20 protein-coding genes and 1 pseudogene are annotated in these 20,723 nt (G+C 70.7%); 7 read left to right on the forward strand and 14 right to left on the reverse strand.

The window, feature by feature from the left end; all coding sequences use genetic code 11:
• Position 1: 1 nt before the first annotated feature.
• Positions 2–214 carry a hypothetical protein gene (locus tag LHJ74_RS00835; RefSeq protein ID WP_260215410.1) on the reverse strand — a complete coding sequence of 71 codons (213 nt, stop codon included), beginning with the start codon at positions 212–214 and terminating at the stop codon, positions 2–4.
• Between the two features lie 228 nt (positions 215–442).
• On the opposite strand from LHJ74_RS00835, the gene LHJ74_RS00840 reads away from it, so the two are divergent.
• Positions 443–1,429, forward strand: a complete 987-nt coding sequence (locus LHJ74_RS00840; protein WP_260215411.1) for a trypsin-like serine peptidase — start codon at positions 443–445, stop codon at positions 1,427–1,429.
• Positions 1,430–1,454: 25 nt separating this feature from the next.
• On the opposite strand, the gene LHJ74_RS00845 is transcribed toward LHJ74_RS00840, so the two are convergent.
• Positions 1,455–1,739 (reverse strand): hypothetical protein, encoded by a 285-nt coding sequence (locus LHJ74_RS00845; RefSeq protein ID WP_260215412.1) that lies wholly within the window; start codon positions 1,737–1,739, stop codon positions 1,455–1,457.
• 638 nt (positions 1,740–2,377) lie between these two features.
• On the opposite strand from LHJ74_RS00845, the gene LHJ74_RS00850 reads away from it, so the two are divergent.
• The gene (locus LHJ74_RS00850) at positions 2,378–3,166 is read left to right on the forward strand and encodes a maleate cis-trans isomerase family protein (protein ID WP_260215413.1); all 789 of its coding nucleotides are present in this window, start codon (positions 2,378–2,380) and stop codon (positions 3,164–3,166) included.
• Positions 3,167–3,342: 176 nt separating this feature from the next.
• On the opposite strand, the gene LHJ74_RS00855 is transcribed toward LHJ74_RS00850, so the two are convergent.
• The gene (locus LHJ74_RS00855) at positions 3,343–4,875 is read right to left on the reverse strand and encodes a S8 family peptidase (protein ID WP_260215414.1); all 1,533 of its coding nucleotides are present in this window, start codon (positions 4,873–4,875) and stop codon (positions 3,343–3,345) included.
• A 1,068-nt stretch (positions 4,876–5,943) separates the two neighbouring features.
• On the opposite strand from LHJ74_RS00855, the pseudogene LHJ74_RS00860 reads away from it, so the two are divergent.
• From LHJ74_RS00860 to LHJ74_RS00870, 3 genes and pseudogenes are all read left to right on the forward strand, one after another.
• Positions 5,944–6,131 (forward strand): annotated as a pseudogene (locus LHJ74_RS00860) (ElyC/SanA/YdcF family protein); the annotation flags it as partial.
• A 295-nt stretch (positions 6,132–6,426) separates the two neighbouring features.
• Positions 6,427–6,702, forward strand: a complete 276-nt coding sequence (locus LHJ74_RS00865; protein WP_260215415.1) for a hypothetical protein — start codon at positions 6,427–6,429, stop codon at positions 6,700–6,702.
• 176 nt (positions 6,703–6,878) lie between these two features.
• On the forward strand, positions 6,879–7,241 hold the full coding sequence (locus LHJ74_RS00870) for a tyrosine-type recombinase/integrase (protein ID WP_260215416.1): 363 nt from the start codon (positions 6,879–6,881) through the stop codon (positions 7,239–7,241).
• Here LHJ74_RS00870 and LHJ74_RS00875 read toward each other — a convergent pair.
• Positions 7,147–8,520 carry a C39 family peptidase gene (locus tag LHJ74_RS00875; protein ID WP_260215417.1) on the reverse strand — a complete coding sequence of 458 codons (1,374 nt, stop codon included), beginning with the start codon at positions 8,518–8,520 and terminating at the stop codon, positions 7,147–7,149. The two genes, LHJ74_RS00870 and LHJ74_RS00875, sit on opposite strands and share 95 nt — an antisense overlap.
• A gap of 228 nt (positions 8,521–8,748) precedes the next feature.
• On the opposite strand from LHJ74_RS00875, the gene LHJ74_RS00880 reads away from it, so the two are divergent.
• Together LHJ74_RS00880 and LHJ74_RS00885 are read left to right on the forward strand one after the other, a co-directional pair.
• Positions 8,749–9,348, forward strand: coding sequence for a uridine kinase family protein (locus LHJ74_RS00880; protein WP_260215418.1), 600 nt, complete (start codon positions 8,749–8,751; stop codon positions 9,346–9,348).
• A 442-nt stretch (positions 9,349–9,790) separates the two neighbouring features.
• Positions 9,791–11,740, forward strand: coding sequence for an AAA family ATPase (locus tag LHJ74_RS00885; protein ID WP_260215419.1), 1,950 nt, complete (start codon positions 9,791–9,793; stop codon positions 11,738–11,740).
• 15 nt (positions 11,741–11,755) lie between these two features.
• On the opposite strand, the gene LHJ74_RS00890 is transcribed toward LHJ74_RS00885, so the two are convergent.
• The 10 genes from LHJ74_RS00890 to ribD form a co-directional block, all read right to left on the reverse strand.
• Complete coding sequence (locus tag LHJ74_RS00890) at positions 11,756–12,937, reverse strand: hemolysin family protein (RefSeq protein ID WP_260215421.1); 1,182 nt, start codon at positions 12,935–12,937, stop codon at positions 11,756–11,758.
• On the reverse strand, positions 12,934–14,355 hold the full coding sequence (locus LHJ74_RS00895; RefSeq protein WP_260215422.1) for a hemolysin family protein: 1,422 nt from the start codon (positions 14,353–14,355) through the stop codon (positions 12,934–12,936). Before LHJ74_RS00895 ends, LHJ74_RS00890 begins: the two co-directional genes overlap by 4 nt.
• Before the next feature lie 274 nt (positions 14,356–14,629).
• Positions 14,630–15,070, reverse strand: coding sequence for a PH domain-containing protein (locus LHJ74_RS00900; protein ID WP_260215423.1), 441 nt, complete (start codon positions 15,068–15,070; stop codon positions 14,630–14,632).
• 94 nt (positions 15,071–15,164) lie between these two features.
• Positions 15,165–16,022 (reverse strand): ATP phosphoribosyltransferase, encoded by an 858-nt coding sequence (hisG, locus tag LHJ74_RS00905; protein WP_260215424.1) that lies wholly within the window; start codon positions 16,020–16,022, stop codon positions 15,165–15,167.
• 57 nt (positions 16,023–16,079) lie between these two features.
• The gene (locus tag LHJ74_RS00910) at positions 16,080–16,352 is read right to left on the reverse strand and encodes a phosphoribosyl-ATP diphosphatase (RefSeq protein ID WP_260215425.1); all 273 of its coding nucleotides are present in this window, start codon (positions 16,350–16,352) and stop codon (positions 16,080–16,082) included.
• A gap of 12 nt (positions 16,353–16,364) precedes the next feature.
• Positions 16,365–16,871: a 6,7-dimethyl-8-ribityllumazine synthase gene (gene ribH / locus LHJ74_RS00915; RefSeq protein ID WP_260215426.1), complete on the reverse strand. Its 507-nt coding sequence runs from the start codon at positions 16,869–16,871 to the stop codon at positions 16,365–16,367.
• A gap of 74 nt (positions 16,872–16,945) precedes the next feature.
• The gene (locus LHJ74_RS00920; RefSeq protein ID WP_260215427.1) at positions 16,946–18,253 is read right to left on the reverse strand and encodes a bifunctional 3,4-dihydroxy-2-butanone-4-phosphate synthase/GTP cyclohydrolase II; all 1,308 of its coding nucleotides are present in this window, start codon (positions 18,251–18,253) and stop codon (positions 16,946–16,948) included.
• Positions 18,250–18,909, reverse strand: coding sequence for a nicotinamide mononucleotide transporter family protein (locus LHJ74_RS00925; RefSeq protein WP_260215429.1), 660 nt, complete (start codon positions 18,907–18,909; stop codon positions 18,250–18,252). Before LHJ74_RS00925 ends, LHJ74_RS00920 begins: the two co-directional genes overlap by 4 nt.
• The gene (locus tag LHJ74_RS00930) at positions 18,906–19,538 is read right to left on the reverse strand and encodes a riboflavin synthase (protein WP_260215430.1); all 633 of its coding nucleotides are present in this window, start codon (positions 19,536–19,538) and stop codon (positions 18,906–18,908) included. Before LHJ74_RS00930 ends, LHJ74_RS00925 begins: the two co-directional genes overlap by 4 nt.
• Positions 19,538–20,722, reverse strand: coding sequence for a bifunctional diaminohydroxyphosphoribosylaminopyrimidine deaminase/5-amino-6-(5-phosphoribosylamino)uracil reductase RibD (ribD, locus tag LHJ74_RS00935; protein ID WP_260215431.1), 1,185 nt, complete (start codon positions 20,720–20,722; stop codon positions 19,538–19,540). Before ribD ends, LHJ74_RS00930 begins: the two co-directional genes overlap by 1 nt.
• Position 20,723 lies beyond the last annotated feature (1 nt).

Below are 20,723 nucleotides of genomic sequence, written 5' to 3' on the forward strand. Positions count from 1 at the left end.
GCTACTCGGAGGACTCCGGCGGCCTGCGGGCTGCCGGACTGCCGTCTGCCCGCAGGGGGACCGGCGGTCCGGCGGCGGGACGGTACTCGCTGGCACTCTCCTCGGGCGCGGAGGCGGCGGCCGCCTCGGCTCTCTCGTAGGACAGTGCGCGGTCCAGCGCCTCCTCGTCCGTGTCGGAAGTGGGGTCAGCGCCGGCAGAATTCTCCTGGCCCATGGGCTCGCTCCAATTGCCGTTGAATACCCCTGGTTCCTTCCCTCGCGTGAAGACCGGCGAAACACCGGAACAGCAATACTGCCCGATCGGCGCACAGCACTCTTCCCAAGTGACGGAAAGGGCCGGACGTGTAATTCTCGGCGACTTATTGCCCGTCGTACGCCCTCCGCCCTCCCCTATCCCTAATGTGTGTCTGCACGCTTCCCTTCACCGAAAGGACAGGTGGAAATGTCCGAGCCGATTCCGCCGGAGAATTGGGGTTCGACCCTCGAACCCATGGCGTCCGCGCAGGAGGCCACCGAGCACACATTCCCGCCCCGCCCCGAGGTGGTCGTCGTCTCCGAGGCCGACCTCGCCGGACGGCCCGAGGGGCAGAGCGGGAACGAGCCCTACCGGCCCGAGGGCGCACCACTGCGCGCGCTCCCGCAGCTGCTGCGACCGGAGGGGGCCAGGGCCCCGCTGTGGAGGCGGGCCCCGGGGGCGCAGGACGAGAGGGGCGAGCCGACCACGGTCTTCCTGCCGGACACCCGCACAGTGATCTACGACACGAGCTACCCCTGGCGGACCTGCGGACGCGTCGTCGTTCCCGGCGGCTCGGGATCGGGCGTCATGGTGGGGCGCCGTCACATGGTCACCGCGAGCCATGTGGTGCCCTGGCGCGCGGACGGCAGTGCCGACTGGATGACCTTCACTCCGATGCAGTACGACACGAGCGCTCCGTTCGGGTCCGCCCATGTCACCCGCATCTACTTCTGGCAGCGGGTGAACGGTGCGGATGGCATCTCGTCCAACGAGGCCGCCTTCGACTACGCGGTCTGCGTGCTGAGCAACCCGCTCGGGGATACCACCGGATGGATGGGCAGCGCACACGACTACGTGTCCGCCTGGAACGGCCGGGCGTACTGGTCGCACATCGGCTACCCGGGCGACATCGGTTCAAGTCTCCGGCCGGTCTACACCGCGAACGGCGTCATGGACAGTGCGGTCAACGAGACCTTCGCGGGGCGGAACGGACTGCGGGTCATGCACCGCAACGACATCTTCCCCGGCCAGTCCGGCGGCCCGTACTTCGGCTGGTGGACCGGCGAGGTCGGCCCGCACGTGGTCGCCGAGCAGAGCGCCGAGAACTGGGGCATGGCGGGCGGCCCGAACGCCGCGGGAGGCGGGTCCGCGCTGAGGGAACTAGTCGCCCACGCGCGCACGGTCGAACCCTGATCCCTCACTCCTGTTCAGGGAGCCGTCAGCCGCGCGTCGGCTCCCCCTTGTCGTCCCGCTGTCCGGGAGGACGGCGCCACATAGGCCGCGGCTGCTCCCCGGGCTGCGGATGCGGCGCCGGCAGGGGCGGCGCCTCCTCGGGCAAGCCGCTGCCCGAGTGCGCGGCCGTACGGCTCTCGTCCACCCCGGCGCCCTCGGTCTGGGTGACCTGTACGACGTCCGGCCGAGAAGGAACCACGTCCTCGGGGGCCGGCTGAGGGCTGGGGCCGAAGTGTTCTTCCCAGTCGGCGGGGGGAATCGGATCGGACATCGTCGCCTCCTGAGACGCATGGCACGCGTCGGAACGCGTCGGTACGCGTACCGCTCGTACGACTCCAGCGTAGTGGCGGACGTGCCCCACTCCGACGGGCACGAGAACGACGCGTACGCAGGACCCCGAGCGAAGCGCCCGCCACCGCGCGCCGACCCCGAGCACCTGGACGCCGCCGCGCCAGCCAACTGGAGGAGATCCTGTTCACGGACATCGAGCCCCTCGAGTTCGACCTGTAGCAGCCGCGCCCCGAACAGCCCAGCGAGCCCGGACCGATGAGCCGAAGCACGTTGATTGTCACATAGCAGGCTTGTTGTCACCTGCGGGTGCGATGAGCGCTATACCTGGCCGCTGAGCGCGATAGTTGGTGTTCCGTCGCGCTCCCGTTGGCGGATTCGCAAGCTTTCGCATTCGCGGTGGCCATTTCGCATTGGATCTTGCTTCGCTCGTGGGGTTTGATCACTGCTCCATACCCCCGGCTGGTACTGGGCGGCGACCACGGGGGCTGGAGGCTCGGCGGTAGTGATCGACGTTCGGCCGAGTAGTCGGCTGGCGTGTCATTTCGTGTCCGCACACCGCCAGGCTCACATCATGTATGTGGAACCCACTGCTGGCAGGTCGGCAAGGAAGCGCGCAGGATGTGGCAGAACGACGGCTGGAATGTGCGGGTCAGGCTCGGGGTGCTCACCCCGCACGCGGACGTAGGACCAGAGTCCGAACTCCGCGCAATGGCTCCGGCCGATGTCGGCATCCACGCCGCCCGGGTGCCGTTCGGTGCGATGCGGCCGGGCGGCGGGATGGACGAGACGATCCCTCTGGAGCCGGTGCGGGCATTCGCCGAGCCGCCGTATGTGGACGAGGCCACCGAGCGACTGGCCGCCGCACCGTTGGCTGCGATTGGCTTCGCCTTCACCAGCTCGGCATATGTCATCGGTGCCTCGGCTGAGGAGGCGATGCTGGAGCGCCTGTGCACCCGGGCCGGAGGCGTTCCGGTAGTCGCCACCTGCGCGGCGATGGTGGACGCTCTGCACGCCGTCGGGGCCTCGCGGCTGTCGCTGGTCGATCCGCCGTGGTTCGACACGGAGTTGAACGCGCTGGGTCGGCGCTACTACCAGGGCACGGGCTTCGAGGTACTGTTCTCGGCTCCCTGCACTCTGCCCAGCGGACAGACTCTGTTCCAGCCTGCCGAGCTGTACGACTGGGTGATCGCACATGTTCCGGACAGCGCCGATGCCGTGGTGTTGGGCGGCAACGGCTTTCGCGCCGTCGGCGTGATCGAGCGACTGGAGGCACGCCTGGAACGTCCGGTGTTGACGCCGAACCAAGTGCTGCTGTGGGCGATGCTGCGTGCAGCCGGTACGACCACCGACGATGTCACAGGTTACGGGCAGCTGTTCGGTCTAGCCGGGCCTCCGCCACGCGAGTGAGCCGCGTCGGCACGGGTGAGGGCGGCGGCGCCTGCCGATTAGCCGTGGTGGCCCCAAGCCCACTTCCGCCGTTGCGCGTACCGCACCGCCTGCGGCGCTGGGGCGCCCAGCCGGCGCTGCGACGGGCGGGCGGTCCGGCCGTCGCAGCGCAGGCTGTCGTCGGCGATCGCCGGTGATCATGCCAGCGCGGCCGGAATCAGCTGACTCAGGTCGGGCCGGTTTCCGATCCGCTGGGTGGCCGGACGTCCGGGCGCGTCCTGCTGAGGCCAGCCGGTGTTCCTCAGCAGGTCCCGGACCTGCCACCCGTCCAGCGGACTACGGTCGCTCGCCTTCAGTACGCCCTGTACACAAGCGACAGCGCCAACGACGATCGGGGACGCGCTCGACGTCCCACTGAACCTGTCGGTGTACCAGAAGTCGGCATTCCCCCCGGCCTGCAGGTCGCCGTATCCCGTCGTGGTGACCTCTCGGCCCCAACCCTGCGCGTCCACGCACGAGCCGAAGTTGGAGAAGTCGAGGCGGGAACGGTCGGGGCCCCAGTCCGCGACGTGGGTGCCGGGCGGGGGAGCGCCGGCGCCGACGATGACGGCACCGGAGTCGAGCAGGCTGCGCCGGAAGGGGTTGGTCCACCACAGCGGGAAGCCGGGGGACCTGTCGTACACCGGGTCGTCGAGGTTCTCCGCGCCGTTGCCGGCGGCTTCGACGACGACCACGCCCTTGTCCGTGGCATACCGGATGGCAAGGAAGTCATCCGGCCACCACTCGACCGCGATGAACCCCTGCTGGCCTATCCCGGTGGCCCGTGGCCCCGGCCGGTGAATCTCAAGGAGAAGGACGTCCCTGGGACCCAGTCGGTCCGCGGCGGCCCGGATGGCGGTCGCGGTCGGCAGAGAGAACGACGAGGCGCTGATCACCGCGTCGGGCGCGATGCCGGTGACGCCGAACCCATTCACGTCACCACTGATTTCACCGAGGACGGCGGTGCCGTGATTGGTGTCGGTGCTGTTGATTCCCGCGATGACACCCCCCTGGTTCTGGAGCAGGTCCTCATGGCCGAAGCGCCAGCCCCATTCGCAGTCGATCACCCGTACCCCGTCCCCTGTGCCGCCCGGCTGCTTCCATGCGTGGCGGGCGTCGATGCCAGCCGGTCCCGGGTCCAGGTAGATCTGGCGGACCGTGTAGTCGGGCGTCATCGACGGTGCGTCCGGCCCGATGGGGGCCATGTCGTTGATGGGCGTTTCCTTGCGCTCCTCGGCCCTGGAGAAGGGGCGTGTCCAGGGCCGGGCCCCGGTCTTGGCCCCGGCGAGTTCTGCAGCCGGCTTGACGTAGGCGGCCTCAATGACGTCGAGTTCCCGGAGCCTTTCGGCGATCTCCTCGAGCCGCTCCTCGGGTGCGTCCACCTGGTAGAAGCGCACCATTTTGCCGAGGTTCTCCTCGACCTGATCAGCGGACTCGCCCGCCTGCGGCGTCTGTTGGGCCTGGCGGCCCAGCCGCGCCAGGTCGGCCTCGAACAGCGGCTTCAGGACGATGTCGGGCGCAGCCGCCAGCTCATTCAGCCCGGCCACATCAGCGCCTCGGGCCGACGACGCGCCCGACGGCGTGATCTCCACGCCCACGTCCTCCGCCACCGCACAGATGAGTTCGGGGTGTCCTCGTACTTCGTCGTACTGCGGTCGGCGGTTTCCGTCATTCATTCCCTGCCTTGGCATATCCGCTCCTTTTCCACGTCATGACGCGTGGGAGTCTCCGCTTGGGTCGGCGATCGAAATCCGCATGTGCCTGCGCCGGAGCGTCATAGATCTGCCGTACGGGGCTTCAGCCTCTGGACCCGGCGCGCGACCGTACTTGCTGAACTACCGCCGGCTGACCGGCCGGAATGACATCGACGGGTCGACGGTGCCGATAGTTCTTCCCCACCACGCTGGCACAGGTCCCGGCCGGCCGCACATCCACATGGCGGACGGTCGTTGGAGGGAAAATCGCGCCGTCGAATCCTGCTGATCCGGCCGCCTCAGGGCACGGGCGTCTTAACCGGCTCCGCGTCCGTATGGGTGTTCCGATGTACACCGTCCACTCCGCCGTCCGCGCGTTCCAGGTCGTGTGTGAGCCTTTCCTCGAGCACCTGCACCACAGCAGCAGATCTTGGTGTTGTGATCGTTTCTGGTCGGCGTGTTTCCAGGGGAGGAGTCGGGCGGGAGCGGGTCGCGGCGGCCCGGGTCCGGGCGGCTCGGGCAAGGGTGAACCGCGAGGTCAGCCGACCTGAGAGCGGGCGACACGGTCTGAGCTTTTCCCGGGCGTCCGGGCTGGTCGGGGATCTCGACGAAGGCATCGGCCGGGGATCTGCCGGCTGCTCGGGGTCGGGATGCCGGGCGCGTTGGACGACGAGGAAGGCCAGGGCGAGCATTGTGCAGGTGACGTGCCGGTGCCAGGCGGTCCAGGTGCGGACCTGGTTGGCGACCTTCGGCTGGCGCGACTTGCCCGGCGGCCCGTCCAGGGGCAGGCCGACCGGGAAGGCAAGCACGTAGCGCAGGCGCCGGGCGTGCAGCCAGGCCCCGCAACTGCGGGTCGCGCCCGTAGCCGGAGTCGGCCGCCACACAACAGAACGGAACCCCCACGGCCAGTGCGCCCCCAGCATCCGCAGCCCGAGCAGCGTCCGCACCAGAAAGGCGCGCACCTTCGGCCGGACCCATGCGGTGACGCTCGGTATTCTCGGCGCGCTGGAAGCGCAGCAGGGCAGCGTGGAAGCCGCCTGCGACGTCTGGGGCCAAGCGCTGGACGCCATTGCAATCTTGCTGGAACCAAACGCCGCCAACACCGGGCAGAACATCAGCTTCGCACGCAAGGTGCTGGCGGAGGCCGGGAGAGCGACGACATCAGTGCTGCTGATCTCCATGCCTTACATGCAGCGACGGCGTACGCCACCTGCCGCAAGCTCTGGCCGGAGGTGGAACCCGTATGCGCCTCCGTCTTGGGGCCTCCTACTTGCTGATTCCCGCCACATGAACCTCCACTTGGATCTGTGTAAGTTGCTGGCGAATGGCATCTGTTGAAGCAGAGCGCAACCTCTAGGCGACACGGCATCTTGAGTCAGTCCGAGAACTCGAGATGAAAGTGAGATCACTCGTGGGGTACCTACCCGTGAGCCTTTCGATACTGCCGGGAATTGCACGTGCTGCACTGGTGGCGGTGACTATCCTCCCTTGCTGCTCGTAACTCTGGCACTCTTACCCGCTGTAAGGGATGACACGACGATCCGGGCAGTGTCCAGCCCTTCCATGACGGCTGTCGCGCCCATCGCCTGGAAGCACCATTTGGCCAAGCTGGAATTCCAAGCTACGGCCGACATCGAGCGGCTCTACAGCATGTGGCGCACGCAGGGCGCTGCGGCCAACACGATCGAGTCGCGGCGCATCGCGCTGTCGTCCGCGTTCACGCAGGCCGTACGGCACAAGCGCATCCCCGCCAACCCCGTCCAGGAAGCGCAGGCCCCCGCTCACCACGTCGCGCCGGTCGATGAACGACGGCAGCCGACGTGAAGACACACTCCGTCTGCGACGGCAGGTTGTCCGGACGAAAACACGGGGGCGGCCTTTACGTCGTACGCCACGCGCCTCTCAAGCACCGGAAAGATGGGGAATGGCGCGATGTCCCGCTGCCGGAGACCTTGGCCATGTTCAGGTCCTGCTTTCCCGTACTCACCGGGGCCGGAACGATGCCCTACCCGGATCTGTTCCGGAGGTCGTGGAACCGCAGCATCGCCCGGCTGGGACTGCCTCCGTACACGCCGCACGGTCTGCGGCACACATGGGCCACCGTGACCCTGACGAACGGTGTCGCCCTCCACGAGGTCTCCCGCTGGCTGGGACACCGCTCGATCAAGGTCACGGTCGACCAGTACGGCCACCTCACCCAGGACGGCCGGCAGCGCTGCCGTCAGGTGGTGGATGAGACGTACGTCGAGTACATGCCCGTCAGTCCGGTCAGCACACCCCGAACTCGCGCAGCGCCCGGCGCTGGGCTGGTGACGGATCGACGGGGAAGTAGATGTAGCACACCCCGCCCGTGCCGCTCCTGACCTCGCCCTTCTCGTTGTAGCGCTTGGTGCGCAGCCAGATGTTCTCGAACTCCCGACGCCGGTACACGCGGCGCACCGCCGGATTGTCCGGCGAGGCGGGGTCGTTGGCGATGACGTCGCCGTCCTCGGTGAAGCCGATTACCGTCATCAGATGACCGGCCGTGCCGTAGCCCGCGCCGTCGAGCTCGGATTCGATGAAGGACTGCGAGGTGATGAGCGGGATGCCCGCCGCCACCAGCCGTTCGGCGTCGTGCAGCGTGGCGCAGCGGGTCACGACGCCCTCCATGCCCTCATACGTGGCCGCGTACGCGGTGTTGAAGGGCCAGTTGCCGCAGCCCTCGTACTCGTAGTCGAAGGTGAAGCGCGCGGCGTGGCAGACCTGCGGGTCCTCGTAGTCCGGATTGACCCATGCCAGATCCTCTGCGGCGGGCTTCCGGCCCCAGTACTCGATGATCATCTGGGAGGAGGTCGGGCTGCACCACGCTTCTCCTCCGCCGTCGTACTCCGGGTACCGGCCCTCGTGGATGTTCTGCGAGTACCTCGGCACCTTCAGCTCGATGCCGCCGGCCTGCCCCGGCTCGCTGGCCGGGACCTCGAAGCGGTCCGGGAGGTCCGAGGCCATCGCACCGAGCCGCCAGACGGTCGGGGTGGCGTCGCTGCCGGGCGCACGGCAGAGCGTCACGCGCAGCCGGTACGCGGCGAGGCGGACGCCGCTTCCCGAATCGTCCACGGCGACGGTGTCGGTCCAGACGGTGCTGCGGCCATCACTCTGATCCGGCACGGAGGTGCGGCGGGGCACGTCGTCGCCGTCTCCGGCCGTCCAGATCCCCAGCGTGTACCAGGGGGTGTCGGTCCCGTCCGCGTAGCTGCCCAGGACTTCGATGCGCAGCCAGGTGCCGGAGGGGGTGCGGGCGTTCCAGGAGGCGATCAGCTCGGTGGCGGGCACCTTCGGCGTGTGGAGCGGCGAGGTCCACGTGGCGTACTCCCACTCGGCGGTCCTGCCGGTGTGCGGGTCGCGGTACTCGGTGGTGCCGACGGGGCTCCCGAGCGCGATGCCCGCGCGCCGCCCGCGCACCCTGGTGCCCTGGTGCTCCCCGGCGTTCCAGTCTCGGGTGGAAGTCCAGTCCTGGTAGTCGATGAGGTCGTCCTTCTTCGGACGGCGCGGCCCGCGTGCGGCGGCCCCTCCGTCGGCGGCGAGTGCCGACGGCGTCCCGGCGGCGGCGGCGGTGGCGAGGGCCGCGGCCAGCACGGTACGGCGCTTGGCTGGTCTGCTGGTCATGATGGTGAAGCCCCCAGTCGGTAGTCCCAGAGTGCGGCGGATGAACGAACGCGAGTCAACTATTGCCGGTGCCCGGGCATGGAGGCCAGTGATGGGACGCCCGGCGCGCCTGTCGGACCGAAACGGACATTGGTCCGACCAGTGGCACTACCCGGCAGGGGCGCCGGACGGACAGCCCTGCGACCAGGTAGCACGATGGGGAGTGGACCAGGTCGCTAGGCTGCGGACATGGACGACCCCGGCGGACCAGGCGACCTCCGCCAGCTCGCGCGCCGTCTCGCCGCCCTGCCGCCGTCCTGCGGTCCGGTCAGGCTGATCGCCGTGGACGGGTATGCCGGGTCGGGCAAGTCCACGTTCGCCGCACGGCTGGCGGCGGCCCTGGACGGTGCGCCGGTACTGCATCTCGACGACCTGTCGAGCCATGAGGCGCTCTTCGACTGGACGGGCCGCTTTGCCGAACAGGTGACCGGCCCGCTGTCCCGAGGGTCCACCGCCCGCTTCGGGATCTACGACTGGAAGCGTCACAACTTCACTCGTACGGGTGAACTGCCGCCCGCCCGCGCCGTCCTGGTCGAGGGTGTCGGCGCCGGGCGCCGGGCGCTGCGTCCAGAGCTGGCCTGTCTGCTGTGGATGGATGTGCCCCGTGTTGTGGCCCACGAGCGCGGAATGCGGCGGGACGGGCCGGGACAGGCGGCGTTCTGGGACCTCTGGCGGCGCGCCGAGGCCGAGCATTTCGCGGCCGACCCGTCTCTTCCCCACGCGGACTTGCTGATACGGGAGGGGCTGGTGGGGCCCGAGGTGCTGCCGGGTCAGCGGGGAATGCGGTGAAACACCTTTCTGTTCACTCTCGGTGATGCCCTCGGCTTCACTCGCGCTTCCCGGCAGGAGCCCCAGGAGTGCACCTTGACCGGGGGCCGGTGCAGGATTTACGTTCTCAATAAGCGGCCTGTACAGGCTGCCTCTGACGCGAGGTCCCCGGTTGTTCCCCCGTGACCGGGGGCCTCGTCCCGTCTCGGGCTCCGGGCCCGGTCCGCCTCGCACTCACCCTCCGTCACCCCTGATCCCCCGTCACAATACGGCACCCCCGGATACCCCCGCGTCACGGCGCTCTACGGCCGGGCGCCCTGCGCAGGTACGATGCAAATCAACGCGGGAGCCCGGGCATTCCGGATCGGCAGTGACAACTCCCGCCCGTGGTAAGGCTGTTCGCCCGGCCTCCCTTCCGGCGGACGGGCGCAGGGCCGTCGGCGGACAACCGGGGGGACGTTTCATGGGGGACGTGATGGATTTCGGCAGGCAGGATACCCATGGCCTGCACGCCCCCGCCGATCTGGCGTGGCTGCGCGCGGTGGACGCTTACACGGTCGGCGGATACACCCAGGCGGAGGAGGAGTTCCGTACCGCGGTGCGGCTCGACCCGGGCATGGCGGACGGCTGGCTGGGGCTGCACGCGCTGCGCGCGGACACCTCGACCGCGTTGCTGCGGATGTACCAGCACCGGGACCGCTTCGGCGAGCAGCGCAAGCGGCACGGCCGTACGCTCAACTCCTGGTACTGGCTGGGCTGGTGGGTGCAGCCGGTGCTGGAGACCGGCCGGGATCTGCTGCTCGCGCACACCTCGCACTGGCTGGACGGCCGCCATGTCGCCGAGTTGGACCGGGCGCTCGCCGACTGCCCGCCGGTGGAGACGGACCAGCAGGCCCGGTTCCTGCACGCCTGCCGCGCCTATCTCGCCAAGGACTGGGACCGGCTGGTGCGGCACACCGAGCCGCTGGTCGACGATCCGCTGCTGGGTATCGAGGCGGGGCTGTTCGCAGGCATGGCGCGGGTGCGGCTGGAGATGTTCGCGCAGGCCGAGCCGCTGCTCTCGGCGGCCCTGATGCGCTGCCGCAGCGAGCAGCCGCAGCGCAAGGAGCTGCGTTACTGGCTGGCCCGCGCCCGTGAGGGCACCGGGCGCAGTGCGGCGGCGCTGCCGCTCTACCGGGCGGTGCACCGGATCGACCCCGCCTTCATGGACACCGCGGCCAGGCTGACGGCCATCGCGGAGGGCGACGGGCTGGGCGACGGCCCCGGCTTCGCGGCGGCGATGTCCCTCGCGGGCACCGGCGGCCAGGACACGAGGGACTCCGGCGCCGACCCCGGTGGCGACATCCTGGAGATCCCTGAGCCTCCGGGCGTGCCGGCCGAACCGGACTCCGCCCCGGAGCAGGATCCGGACGGCGACCCGCTGCGGCTGGAGGGCTCCGGTGACCCGGCCGAGCCCGCCCGCACCGACGCCGATCTGGTGCGGGATCGGGCGGCGCTGCTGCACACCGCCGGCGCGGACAAGCTGCCCGCGGGCCCCGCCGACCCGGTTCTGCTGGCGCGGGCGCTGGACGAACTGGAGCGGATGGTCGGCCTGGAGCCGGTGAAGCGGCAGGTGCGGGCGCTGTCGGCGCAGCTGCACATGGCGCGGCTGCGGGCCGGCCAGGGTCTGCCGGTACAGCCGCCGAAGCGGCACTTCATCTTCTCCGGGCCCTCGGGCACCGGCAAGACTACCGTGGCGCGCATCCTCGGCCGGGCCTTCTACGCTCTGGGGCTGCTCGGCGGCGACCATCTGGTGGAGGCCCAACGGGCCGATCTTGTCGGTGAGTTCCTCGGCCAGACCGCGGTGAAGGCGAACGAGCTGATCGACTCGGCGATGGGAGGGGTGCTCTTCGTCGACGAGGCCTACGCGCTTTCGAACTCCGGCTACAGCAAGGGCGACGCGTACGGCGACGAAGCCCTCCAGGTGCTGCTGAAGCGGGCGGAGGACAACCGGGACCGGCTGGTCGTCATCCTGGCGGGCTATCCGGAGGGCATGGACCGGCTGCTGGCGGCCAATCCCGGCCTCGGCTCCCGCTTCACGACGCGGGTGGACTTCCCCAGTTACCGTCCCCTGGAACTGACCGCGATCGGCGAGGTGCTGGCCGCGGAGAACGGCGACTCCTGGGACGAGGAGGCGCTGGACGAGATGCGCAGCATCGGCGGCCATGTCGTGGACCAGGGCTGGATCGACGAGCTGGGCAACGGCCGCTTCCTGCGGACGCTGTACGAGAAGAGCTGCGCCTACCGGGATCTGCGGCTGTCCGGCTACCCGGCCACGCCGACGCGCGACGATCTGGCGACGCTGCGGCTGCCGGATCTGATGCAGGCGTACGGCGAGGTGCTCTCCGGCCGGGGCTCGGAGAGCACACCGTAGCGGCCCTGCCGCCGCTCAGGTACCGCGTGGTCCGGCGGCAGCCGCCTCGGTCCATCCGGTTTCCGTGGCGTCCCGGGGCGACGGAGGCCGGGGCTGGGACGAGGCCGGTGGGGCGGGCCGGGAGGAGGGCCGGGGCTGCGAGGCGGTGGCGTGAGCGCGGTGCGAGGGGCCTTGGTGCGCCGGGTCGCGGACTTCACCCACCAGCATCTCCAGTACGTCCTCCAGCGCGACGAGTCCGAGTACCCGCCCGCCCGGCCCGGCGACGGCCGCCAGATGCGTGGCGGCGGCCCGCATCGCGCCGAGCGCGTCGTCCAGGGGCAGTTCGGCGCGCAGTGTGGCCATCGGACGCCAGAAGTGGCGAGGCACCTCGCCCGCCGCGTCTTCGAGGTCGAGTACGTCCTTGACGTGCAGATAGCCCAGGAACGCGCCGTCGTCCGCACGGACGGGGAAGCGGGAGAAGCCGGTCTTCACGGTGAGGTCCTCGACCTCGCGCGCGGTGACGGCCGGGCCGACGGTCACCAGGTCCGCCGGGTTCAGCAGGACATCGGTAACCGGGCGCGAGCCCAGTTCCAGGGCGTCGGCGAGGCGTTCGTGCGCGCCGTGTTCCAGCAAACCGGCCTGGCGGGAGTCCTCCACGAGATCGGTCAGCTGCTCGCTGGTGAAAACGGCGTCGATCTCGTCCTTCGCCTCGACCCCGAAGAGTTGCAGGATGAGCCGGGCGCAGGCGCCCAGCGAGGTGGTGACGGGGCGGCACAGCCGGGCGAAGGCGACGAGCGGCGGGCTGAACCAGAGGGCGGTGCGCTCCGGTGCGGCCATCGCCAGGTTCTTGGGCACCATCTCCCCGATGACCAGGTGCAGGCAGACCACCACGCCCAGCGCGAGGACATAGCCCAGCGGATGGATGAGCGCTTCGGGCAGTTGGACGGCGTGGAAGACGGGCTCCAGCAGATGGGCCACCGTCGGTTCGGCGACGGCCCCCAGGGTGAGGGAGCAGATGGTGATGCCGAACTGGGCGGCGGCCATCATCTGCGGGAGGTTCTCCAGCCCGGTGAGCACTCGGCGGGCGCGTGCCGAACCCTGGGCCGCCAGCGGCTCGATCTGGCTCCGGCGCACGGAGACCAGGGCGAACTCGGCACCGACGAAGAAGCCGTTGGCCAGCACCAGCAGGGCGGCGAACAGAAGTTGGAGGAGGCTCATCGCAGCCGCACCTCCCGCGCCGAAGCCGTGACCGGCCGGTCCGACTCGTCCGCCGGCGTCAACGGGGCTGCCGTGCCGACCGGGTTGGCCGCAGGGCTGTCCGCGACGCCCGTACGCACCACCCGTACGCGCTCCGCACGGTGGTGGGCGACGGTGCGTACCCGCAGCTGCCACCCGCCCGGACCCGGCAGCGGCGCGGTGTCTCCGGCCGCCGGGATGCGTCCGAGCAGTCCGGCGACCAGCCCGGCCACCGTCTCGTACGGGCCCTCCGGTGCGCTGAGGCCGATCCGGCGCAGCGTGTCGACGCGGCAGCCGCCGTCCGCGTCCCAGGCGGGGCGGCCCTCGGCATCGTGGACGGCGGCGAGTTCGGGCGGGTCCGCGTCGTCGTGCTCGTCACGGACCTCGCCGACGAGCTCTTCGACGATGTCCTCCAGGGTGACCACGCCCGCCGTGCCGCCGTACTCGTCGACGACCACCGCGATGGGCTGTTCCTTGCGCAGCCGCTCCAGCAGCGGCTGGACGGGCAGCGTGCCGGGAACCAGCAGGGCGGGTTGGGCGATCCGGCTCGCGGGGGTGCGCAGGCGTTCGTGGGCGGGTACGGCCAGGGCGTCCTTGAGGTGGACCATGCCGGCGATCTCGTCCATCCGTTCGCGGTAGACGGGGAAGCGGGAGAGACCGGTCGCACGGGTGAGGTTGAGGACGTCCGCGGCGGTCGCGGCGGCCTGCAGGGCGCTCACCCGTACGCGCGGGGTCATCACATGCTGGGCGGTGAGCCCGCCGAGCGAGAGGGTTCGGACGAACAGGTCGGCGGTGTCCTGTTCGAGGGCACCGGCGCGGGCGGAGTGCCGGGCGAGGGAGACGAGTTCGCCGGGTGTACGCGCGGAGGCCAGCTCGTCGGCCGGTTCGACGCCGAAGATCCGCACGATGCGGTTGGCGAGGGCGTTGAGGAGCGCGATGACCGGCCGGAAGAAGGCGGCGAAGCGGCGCTGCGGTCCGGCGACGAAGCGGGCGACCGCCAGCGGCCGGGACACCGCCCAGTTCTTGGGCACCAGTTCGCCGATGACCATCTGGACTGCGGAGGCGGTGAACATGCCGATGAGCACCGCCACTCCGGGCACCGCGCCCTGCGGGAGCCCGGTCGCGCTGAGCGGCGCGTCCAGCAGCGCGGCCAGGGCTGGTTCGGCGAGCATGCCGACGACCAGGGAGGTCAGCGTGATGCCGAGCTGGGTGCCGGAGAGCTGGAAGGACAGCTCGCGCAGAGCACGTACGACGCTGCGGGCGCGGCGGTCTCCGGCGGCCGCCGCGCGTTCTGCCGCCGGTCTCTCCACCGTGACGAGACCGAACTCGGCGGCGACGAAGAAGCCGTTGGCGAGGATGAGGGCGAAGGCGGCGGCGAGCAGCGCCAGGGGGCCGCTCACCGCCGCTGCTCCGGGTCCGGGACACCGCGGCACACTCCGAAGTGGCGGCGGGCGGGTTCACAGGAAGGTCGTGCCGGGGCTTCCCGGCCTGCCGTCCCTCCCTGGGGAGGAACGGCACAGATACTGCAGGACGATCCGTCCATCGCTGGAGGGGGTCACTCCTCGGGTCGCAGGTGCCCGCGTTCGGGCGGGGCGGCGGTAGCCGACGGCAACAGAGTAATCAAGCGCGGGGCGTACGGGCAGGGAAGGCGGGCGTATTCGAGGGCGCGCGCCGTCACGACTGCCCCGTGCCGTACCTCTCCACGAGGGTGCGCAGCGTCCGTGCGTCCGCGATGGCCTGCGCCTTGCCGATGCCGGGCTGAATGCCCAGGGCCGGCAGGCTCGTGCCGTCGGCGAGGTCGAGAAAGACCCAGGGGTCGCCGGCGCGCAGGTTGACGCCCACGATCTCGGCCCACTCCAGCCGCCTTCGGCTGGTGAGGTTGACCACGGTGACGCCTTCCGTCCCCGCGTCGACGCGGGGACGGCTGAGCAGGGCCAGCACGCCGAGGAAGAGCAGCCCGGTGAAGATGAAGCTGATCCGCTCGCCCGGGCTCAGGGTGCCCAGCACCAGTGCGACGACCGTGATGACCGCGAACACGGCCAGCCCCACGCCCAGCAGGACGATCCTCGTCCGGAGGGGGCGGAAGGTGACGGGAAGGGCGGGGGGCTGCGTCATGTCGGTTCCCGGCGGTTCACGAGCGGCGTGGCGGAGCAGGAGCGGGAGCGGGAGGCTTCGGGCACTGGTGGATCACAGGCGGAGGCGGGCGGAGTCACAGGCGGCAGGCGTGAATTCCGGTGGTGAGGATCGCGCGGGCACCCAGGTCGTAGAGGTCGTCCATGATCCGCTGGGCCTCCTTGGTGCGCACCATGGAGCGGACGGCGACCCACCCCTGATCGTGCAGCGGGGAGACGGTGGGGGATTCGAGGCCGGGGGTGAGGGCCACGGCCGCCTCGAGCCGCTCGGCACGGATGTCGTAATCCATCATCACGTACCGCCTGGCGACCAGGACGCCCTGCATACGGCGCAGGAACTGCTGGACCTTGGAGTCCTCGCCGCCCGGCCCACCCGCTCCGGTGCCCCGGATGACGACGGCCTCGGACTGCAGGATCGGCTGGCTGATGATCTCCAGTCCGGCGTTGCGCAGCGTGGTGCCGGTTTCCACCACATCGGCGATGACCTCCGCGACGCCCAGCTGGATCGCCGTCTCGACCGCACCGTCGAGGCGGACCACGGAAGCGTCGACGCGGTGCTCGGCGAGGTGGGAGCGGACCAGGCCGGGGAAGGAGGTGGCGACCGTCATGCCCTCGAACTCGCTCACGTCCGAGGCCGTGCCGGGACGGGCGGCGTAGCGGAAGGTGGAGCCCGCGAAGCCGAGCTGGAGGATCTCCTCGGCGTCCGCCGCGGAGTCCAGCAGCAGATCGCGGCCCGTGATGCCGATGTCGAGCTTTCCGGAGCCGACGTAGACGGCGATGTCGCGGGGGCGGAGGAAGAAGAACTCGACCTCGTTCTCCGTGTCGGACAGCACGAGTTCGCGGCGGTCCTTGCGCTGCTGGTAGCCCGCCTCATGGAGCATCGCCGACGCAGGCTCGGACAGTGAACCCTTGTTCGGGACGGCGATGCGCAGCATGGACGGGCTTCCTTCAGTCAGTGCGGTCGATTCAGTGAGCACGGGTGGTTCGCCGACTCACAGATGAGCGTATACGTCGTCGAGCGAGATGCCGCGGGCGATCATCATGACCTGGAGGTGGTAGAGCAGCTGGGAGATCTCCTCCGCCGTGCGGTCCTCCCCCTCGTACTCCGCGGCCATCCACACCTCGGCGGCCTCTTCGACCACCTTCTTGCCGATCGAGTGCACGCCCTGGGCGACCAGCTCCGCGGTGCGCGAGGTGATGGGATCGCCTGCGGCGGCCTTCTGCTGGAGCTCGCCGAAGAGCTCCTCGAATGTCTTGTTCGCCATGGTCCTCTTACCCTACGTGGTCGCTACGGGGGCCCGGCGCCAGGGCTCGGCCACGGCACGCAGCGCGGCGGCGGTGGCGACGGCCGCGGTGACCGCTTCATGCCCCTTGTCCTCGCTGGACCCCTCCAGGCCGGCCCGCTCCAGCGCCTGCTCCTCGGTGTCGCAGGTGAGCACGCCGAAGCCGATGGGCACCCCGGTGTCCACGGAGACCTGGGTGAGGCCCTGGGTGACGCCCTGGCAGACGTATTCGAAGTGCGGGGTACCCCCGCGGATCACCACCCCCAGTGCCACGACGGCGTCATAGCCCCGCCCGGCCAGCACCTTGGCGACGACCGGCAGTTCGAAGCTGCCCGGGACCCGCAGCAGGGTCGGCTCCTCGATGCCCAGGTCGTGCAGGGCACGCAGGGCGCCGTCGACGAGGCCGTCCATCACCTGCTCGTGCCACTGGGCGGCGATCACGGCGACCCGCAGGTCCCCGCAGTTGCCGACGGTCAGTTCGGGTGCGCCCTTGCCGCTCACTTCACTCTTCTCCTCAGGTGTGCTCTCTGGTACTGCGCTGTGCTGTGTCGTGTTGCGCGTGCTCGTGCCTGGCGTCACTGGTTGCCGCAGGCGGAGACCCGTTCGGCGTCCAGCCAGGGCAGGTCATGGCCCATCCGGTCCCGCTTGGTGCGCAGATAGCGGATGTTGTGCTCGCCCGCCTGTACCGGCATCGGCACCCGTCCGCTGATCCGCAGACCGTGGCGGACGAGGGCGTCCGTCTTCTCCGGGTTGTTGGTCATCAGGCGCAGCGAGTGCACGCCCAGATCGGAGAGCATCTGCGCGGCGGCGCCGTAGTCGCGTGCGTCGGCGGGGAGCCCCAGCTCCAGATTGGCGTCCAGGGTGTCGTGCCCGTGCTCCTGGAGTTCGTAGGCGCGCAGCTTGGACAGCAGCCCGATGCCCCGCCCCTCGTGTCCGCGCAGATAGACCACCACGCCCCGCCCCTCGGCCTGGACGCGCTCCAGCGAAGCACTCAACTGCGGCCCGCAGTCGCAGCGCAGCGAACCGAAGAGGTCGCCGGTCAGGCACTCGGAGTGGACGCGCACGAGCACGTCCTCACCGTCTTCGCCCGCCGGGTCGCCGGCCACCAGCGCCAGGTGTTCGACGCCGTCGGTGGTGGAGCGGTAGCCGTACGCCTGGAAGTGGCCGTACCGGGTGGGCAGCCGGGTGACCGCCTCCCGGCGCACGGTGGGCTCTGCGGAGCGGCGGTAGTCCGCCAGGTCCTCGATGGAGATGATCGGCAGGCCGTGCTTGCGGGCGAACGGCACCAGTTCCGGCAGCCGCAGCATGGCGCCGTCCTCGCCGGCGATCTCGACGATGGCCGCGGCGGGCCGCAGGCCGGCGAGCCGGGCCAGGTCGACTCCCGCCTCGGTGTGCCCGGGGCGTTCCAGCACCCCGCCGGGGCGGGCGCGCAGCGGGAAGACGTGGCCGGGGCGTACGAACTCGGCCACACCGGCGGCGGGGTCGGCGAGCAGCCGGAGGGTGGCGGCACGGTCCGCGGCCGAGATGCCGGTGGTGACGCCGTGCGCGGGCCCGGCGTCGACCGAGACGGTGAAGGCCGTGGTCATCGACTCGGTGTTCCGGTCGACCATCTGCGGCAGTTCGAGCCGCTCGATGTCCTCGGGCGCCAGCGGCGCGCAGATGAGGCCACGGCACTCGCTCATCATGAAGGCGATGATCTCGGGGGTCGCCTTCTCGGCGGCGATGACGAGGTCGCCCTCGTTCTCGCGCTGCTCGTCGTCGACGACCACGACGGGGCGGCCGTCGGCGATGGCGGCGATGGCGCGCTCCACGGGGTCGAGCGCGAGATCCTCCGCGCCGGGTTCCGCGAGGGCACCCCCGTACCAGCTCTCCAGTGTGGTCATGCTGCCGCTCCTTCCAGGACAGGCTGCGCTGCGGGGGTGCTGCGGGAGCGCAGCCACCAGGCGCGCATTCCCCACAGGACGAGGGCGAGATAGACGAGGTAGACGATTCCGGAGAAGGCGAGGCCGCTGCTGAAGGCCAGCGGCACTCCGACCAGGTCGACCAGCAGCCAGGCGAACCAGAACTCCACCAGGCCGCGCGCCTGTGCGGCCATCGCGGCGAGGGTGCCCACGAATATGTAGGCGTCCGGCCAGGGGTTCCAGGAGAGCGACGGCACCAGGGTGAAGAGCGAACCGACGAGGAGGGTGCCCACGGCCGTACCCGCCGCGAGCACGCCGCGCTCGCGCCAGGTGGCGAAGCGCACGGCGACTGCCCCGTCCTGGGCCCGCGCCCGGCCGCGCTGCCACTGCTGCCAGCCCCACACGGCCACCAGGATGACCACCAGTTGCTTGCCGACGCCGCCGGCCAGATCGGCCGAGGCGTAGGCGCCGATCAGGATCAGCCCGGAGAGCAGCTGTACCGGCCAGGTGAGCAGGGAACGGCGCCAGCCGAGGGCGAGTGCGGCCAGGCCCAGCGTGTTGCCGAGCATGTCCGACCAGATGACGTGCTGACCGAAGGCGGTGAACGCCTCGCCCTCCAGCCAGTGCAGCGCGCTCATGTGCGGTCTCCGGCGGATTCGTCCGTACGGCCGACCGCGCCGCCGTGGGCCATCAGCCGCTCGACGTACTTGGCGAGGACGTCCACTTCGAGGTTCACCGGGTCGCCCGGGGCCTTGATGCCGAGGGTGGTGAGGGCGAGCGTGGTGGGGATGAGGCTGACGGTGAAGAAGTCCTCGCCCGCGTCGACGACGGTGAGGGAGATCCCGTCAACGGTGATGGATCCTTTCTCCACCACATAGCGGGCCAGTTCACCCGGAAGGGCGATCCGGACCAACTCCCAGTGGTCCCCAGGGGTGCGCTCGGTGACGATGCCGGTACCGTCCACATGGCCCTGCACGAGGTGGCCGCCGAGGCGCCCGCCGAGGGCCATCGGACGCTCCAGGTTGACGCGTGAGCCGGTGTCCAGGGCGCCGAGGCTGGAGCGCTTCAGCGTCTCGGCCATCACGTCGGCGGTGAACTCCCCGCCCTCGGTGTCGACGACCGTGAGGCATACGCCGTTGACCGCGATCGAGTCGCCGTGGCCCGCGCCTTCGGTGACCAGCGGGCCGCGCAGACGGAAGCGGCTGGAGTCGCCCCGGTTCTCCACGGCGGTGATCTCGCCGAGCTCCTCGATGATTCCGGTGAACATTATGCGCGGGTCTCCCTACGGGGCTCGGTGTCCGCCGCGGTGTCAGCGGCGTCGGCAGCGGCAGCGGCGGTGTGGGCGGCGGCGGTCTCGGCGGTGATGCGCAGGTCCGGGCCCAGCCGGATGGTTTCGGTCACGGTGAGCCGCAACGCCTGGTCGATGGTGGAGATTCCGGCCGAGCCCAGCACGGCGGGCCCCTCCCCCAGCAGCACGGGGGCGATATAGCCGACGACCCGGTCCACGAGCCCCGCCGCCAGGAAGGCTCCGGCGAGCGTGGGCCCGCCTTCCAGCAGCAGGGCGCGCACCCCGCGCCCGTACAGCTCCGCGAGCAGGGCGGGAAGGGCGAGTCCGGCTCCCTCACGCGGCAGCCGTACCACCTCGGCCAGGGTGTCCAACGGACCAGCGGGGGTGTCCTCCGCGACGGCGATCAGAGTGGGCGCCGTGCCGTCCAGCACCCGTGCGCCGCGGTGCGTACGGGCCTCGGTGTCGAGCACCACGCGCAGCGGCTGGACGGCTCCCTCCACGCCACGTGCGCTCAGCTGCGGATCGTCGGTGCGCGCGGTGCCGGAGCCGACCAGCACTGCGTCCGACGCGGCGCGAAGCCGGTGGACGTCGGCCCGGGCCTCGGAGGAGGTGATCCAGCGGCTGGTGCCGTCGGCTGCGGCACTGCGGCCGTCGAGGGTGGCGGCGTACTTCCAGGTGACATGCGGGCGGTGGTGCCGCACGGCGGTGAGCCAGGCCGCGTTCACCGACGCCGCCTCCGCGGCGAGGACACCGCCGACGACCTGCACCCCGGCAGCGTTCAGTGCGGCGGCGCCGCCCTTGGCGGCCGGGTCGGGGTCGGCGACGGCATAGACGACGCGGGCGATTCCGGCGTCGAGCAGGGCCTGCGCGCAGGGCCCGGTGCGGCCGGTGTGGTTGCAGGGCTCCAGGGTGACGACCGCGGTGCCGCCACGCGCGTCCTCACCGGCTTCGGCCAGTGCGTGGACCTCGGCGTGCGGGCCGCCGGACCGCTGGTGCCAGCCCTCGCCGACCGTACGGCCGCCTTCGTCCAGGACGACGCAGCCGACGACCGGATTGGGGCTGGTGCTGCCCAGACCGCGGGCCGCGAGGACGAGGGCGCGCCGCATCGCGGCGAGCTCGGGGGGTGCTGCAGCTCCGGCGGCCACCGGGTCCTCCTGCCTCATC

It is taken from the genome of Streptomyces gossypii (assembly GCF_025165795.1).
Taxonomy (GTDB): domain Bacteria; phylum Actinomycetota; class Actinomycetes; order Streptomycetales; family Streptomycetaceae; genus Streptomyces; species Streptomyces gossypii.

Coding starts and splice junctions, on each gene's coding strand:
- LHJ74_RS00835 (WP_260215410.1), bottom strand. CDS start 214: ATGGGCCAGGAGAATTCTGCCGGCGCTGACCCCACTTCCGACACGGAC.
- hisG (WP_260215424.1), bottom strand. CDS start 16,022: ATGCTGCGCATCGCCGTCCCGAACAAGGGTTCACTGTCCGAGCCTGCG.
- LHJ74_RS00880 (WP_260215418.1), top strand. CDS start 8,749: ATGGACGACCCCGGCGGACCAGGCGACCTCCGCCAGCTCGCGCGCCGT.
- LHJ74_RS00845 (WP_260215412.1), bottom strand. CDS start 1,739: ATGTCCGATCCGATTCCCCCCGCCGACTGGGAAGAACACTTCGGCCCC.
- LHJ74_RS00875 (WP_260215417.1), bottom strand. CDS start 8,520: ATGACCAGCAGACCAGCCAAGCGCCGTACCGTGCTGGCCGCGGCCCTC.
- ribD (WP_260215431.1), bottom strand. CDS start 20,722: ATGAGGCAGGAGGACCCGGTGGCCGCCGGAGCTGCAGCACCCCCCGAG.
- LHJ74_RS00870 (WP_260215416.1), top strand. CDS start 6,879: ATGCCCTACCCGGATCTGTTCCGGAGGTCGTGGAACCGCAGCATCGCC.
- LHJ74_RS00850 (WP_260215413.1), top strand. CDS start 2,378: ATGTGGCAGAACGACGGCTGGAATGTGCGGGTCAGGCTCGGGGTGCTC.
- LHJ74_RS00930 (WP_260215430.1), bottom strand. CDS start 19,538: ATGTTCACCGGAATCATCGAGGAGCTCGGCGAGATCACCGCCGTGGAG.
- LHJ74_RS00840 (WP_260215411.1), top strand. CDS start 443: ATGTCCGAGCCGATTCCGCCGGAGAATTGGGGTTCGACCCTCGAACCC.
- LHJ74_RS00900 (WP_260215423.1), bottom strand. CDS start 15,070: ATGACGCAGCCCCCCGCCCTTCCCGTCACCTTCCGCCCCCTCCGGACG.
- LHJ74_RS00925 (WP_260215429.1), bottom strand. CDS start 18,909: ATGAGCGCGCTGCACTGGCTGGAGGGCGAGGCGTTCACCGCCTTCGGT.
- LHJ74_RS00855 (WP_260215414.1), bottom strand. CDS start 4,875: ATGCCAAGGCAGGGAATGAATGACGGAAACCGCCGACCGCAGTACGAC.
- LHJ74_RS00890 (WP_260215421.1), bottom strand. CDS start 12,937: ATGAGCCTCCTCCAACTTCTGTTCGCCGCCCTGCTGGTGCTGGCCAAC.
- LHJ74_RS00885 (WP_260215419.1), top strand. CDS start 9,791: ATGGGGGACGTGATGGATTTCGGCAGGCAGGATACCCATGGCCTGCAC.
- LHJ74_RS00920 (WP_260215427.1), bottom strand. CDS start 18,253: ATGACCACACTGGAGAGCTGGTACGGGGGTGCCCTCGCGGAACCCGGC.
- LHJ74_RS00910 (WP_260215425.1), bottom strand. CDS start 16,352: ATGGCGAACAAGACATTCGAGGAGCTCTTCGGCGAGCTCCAGCAGAAG.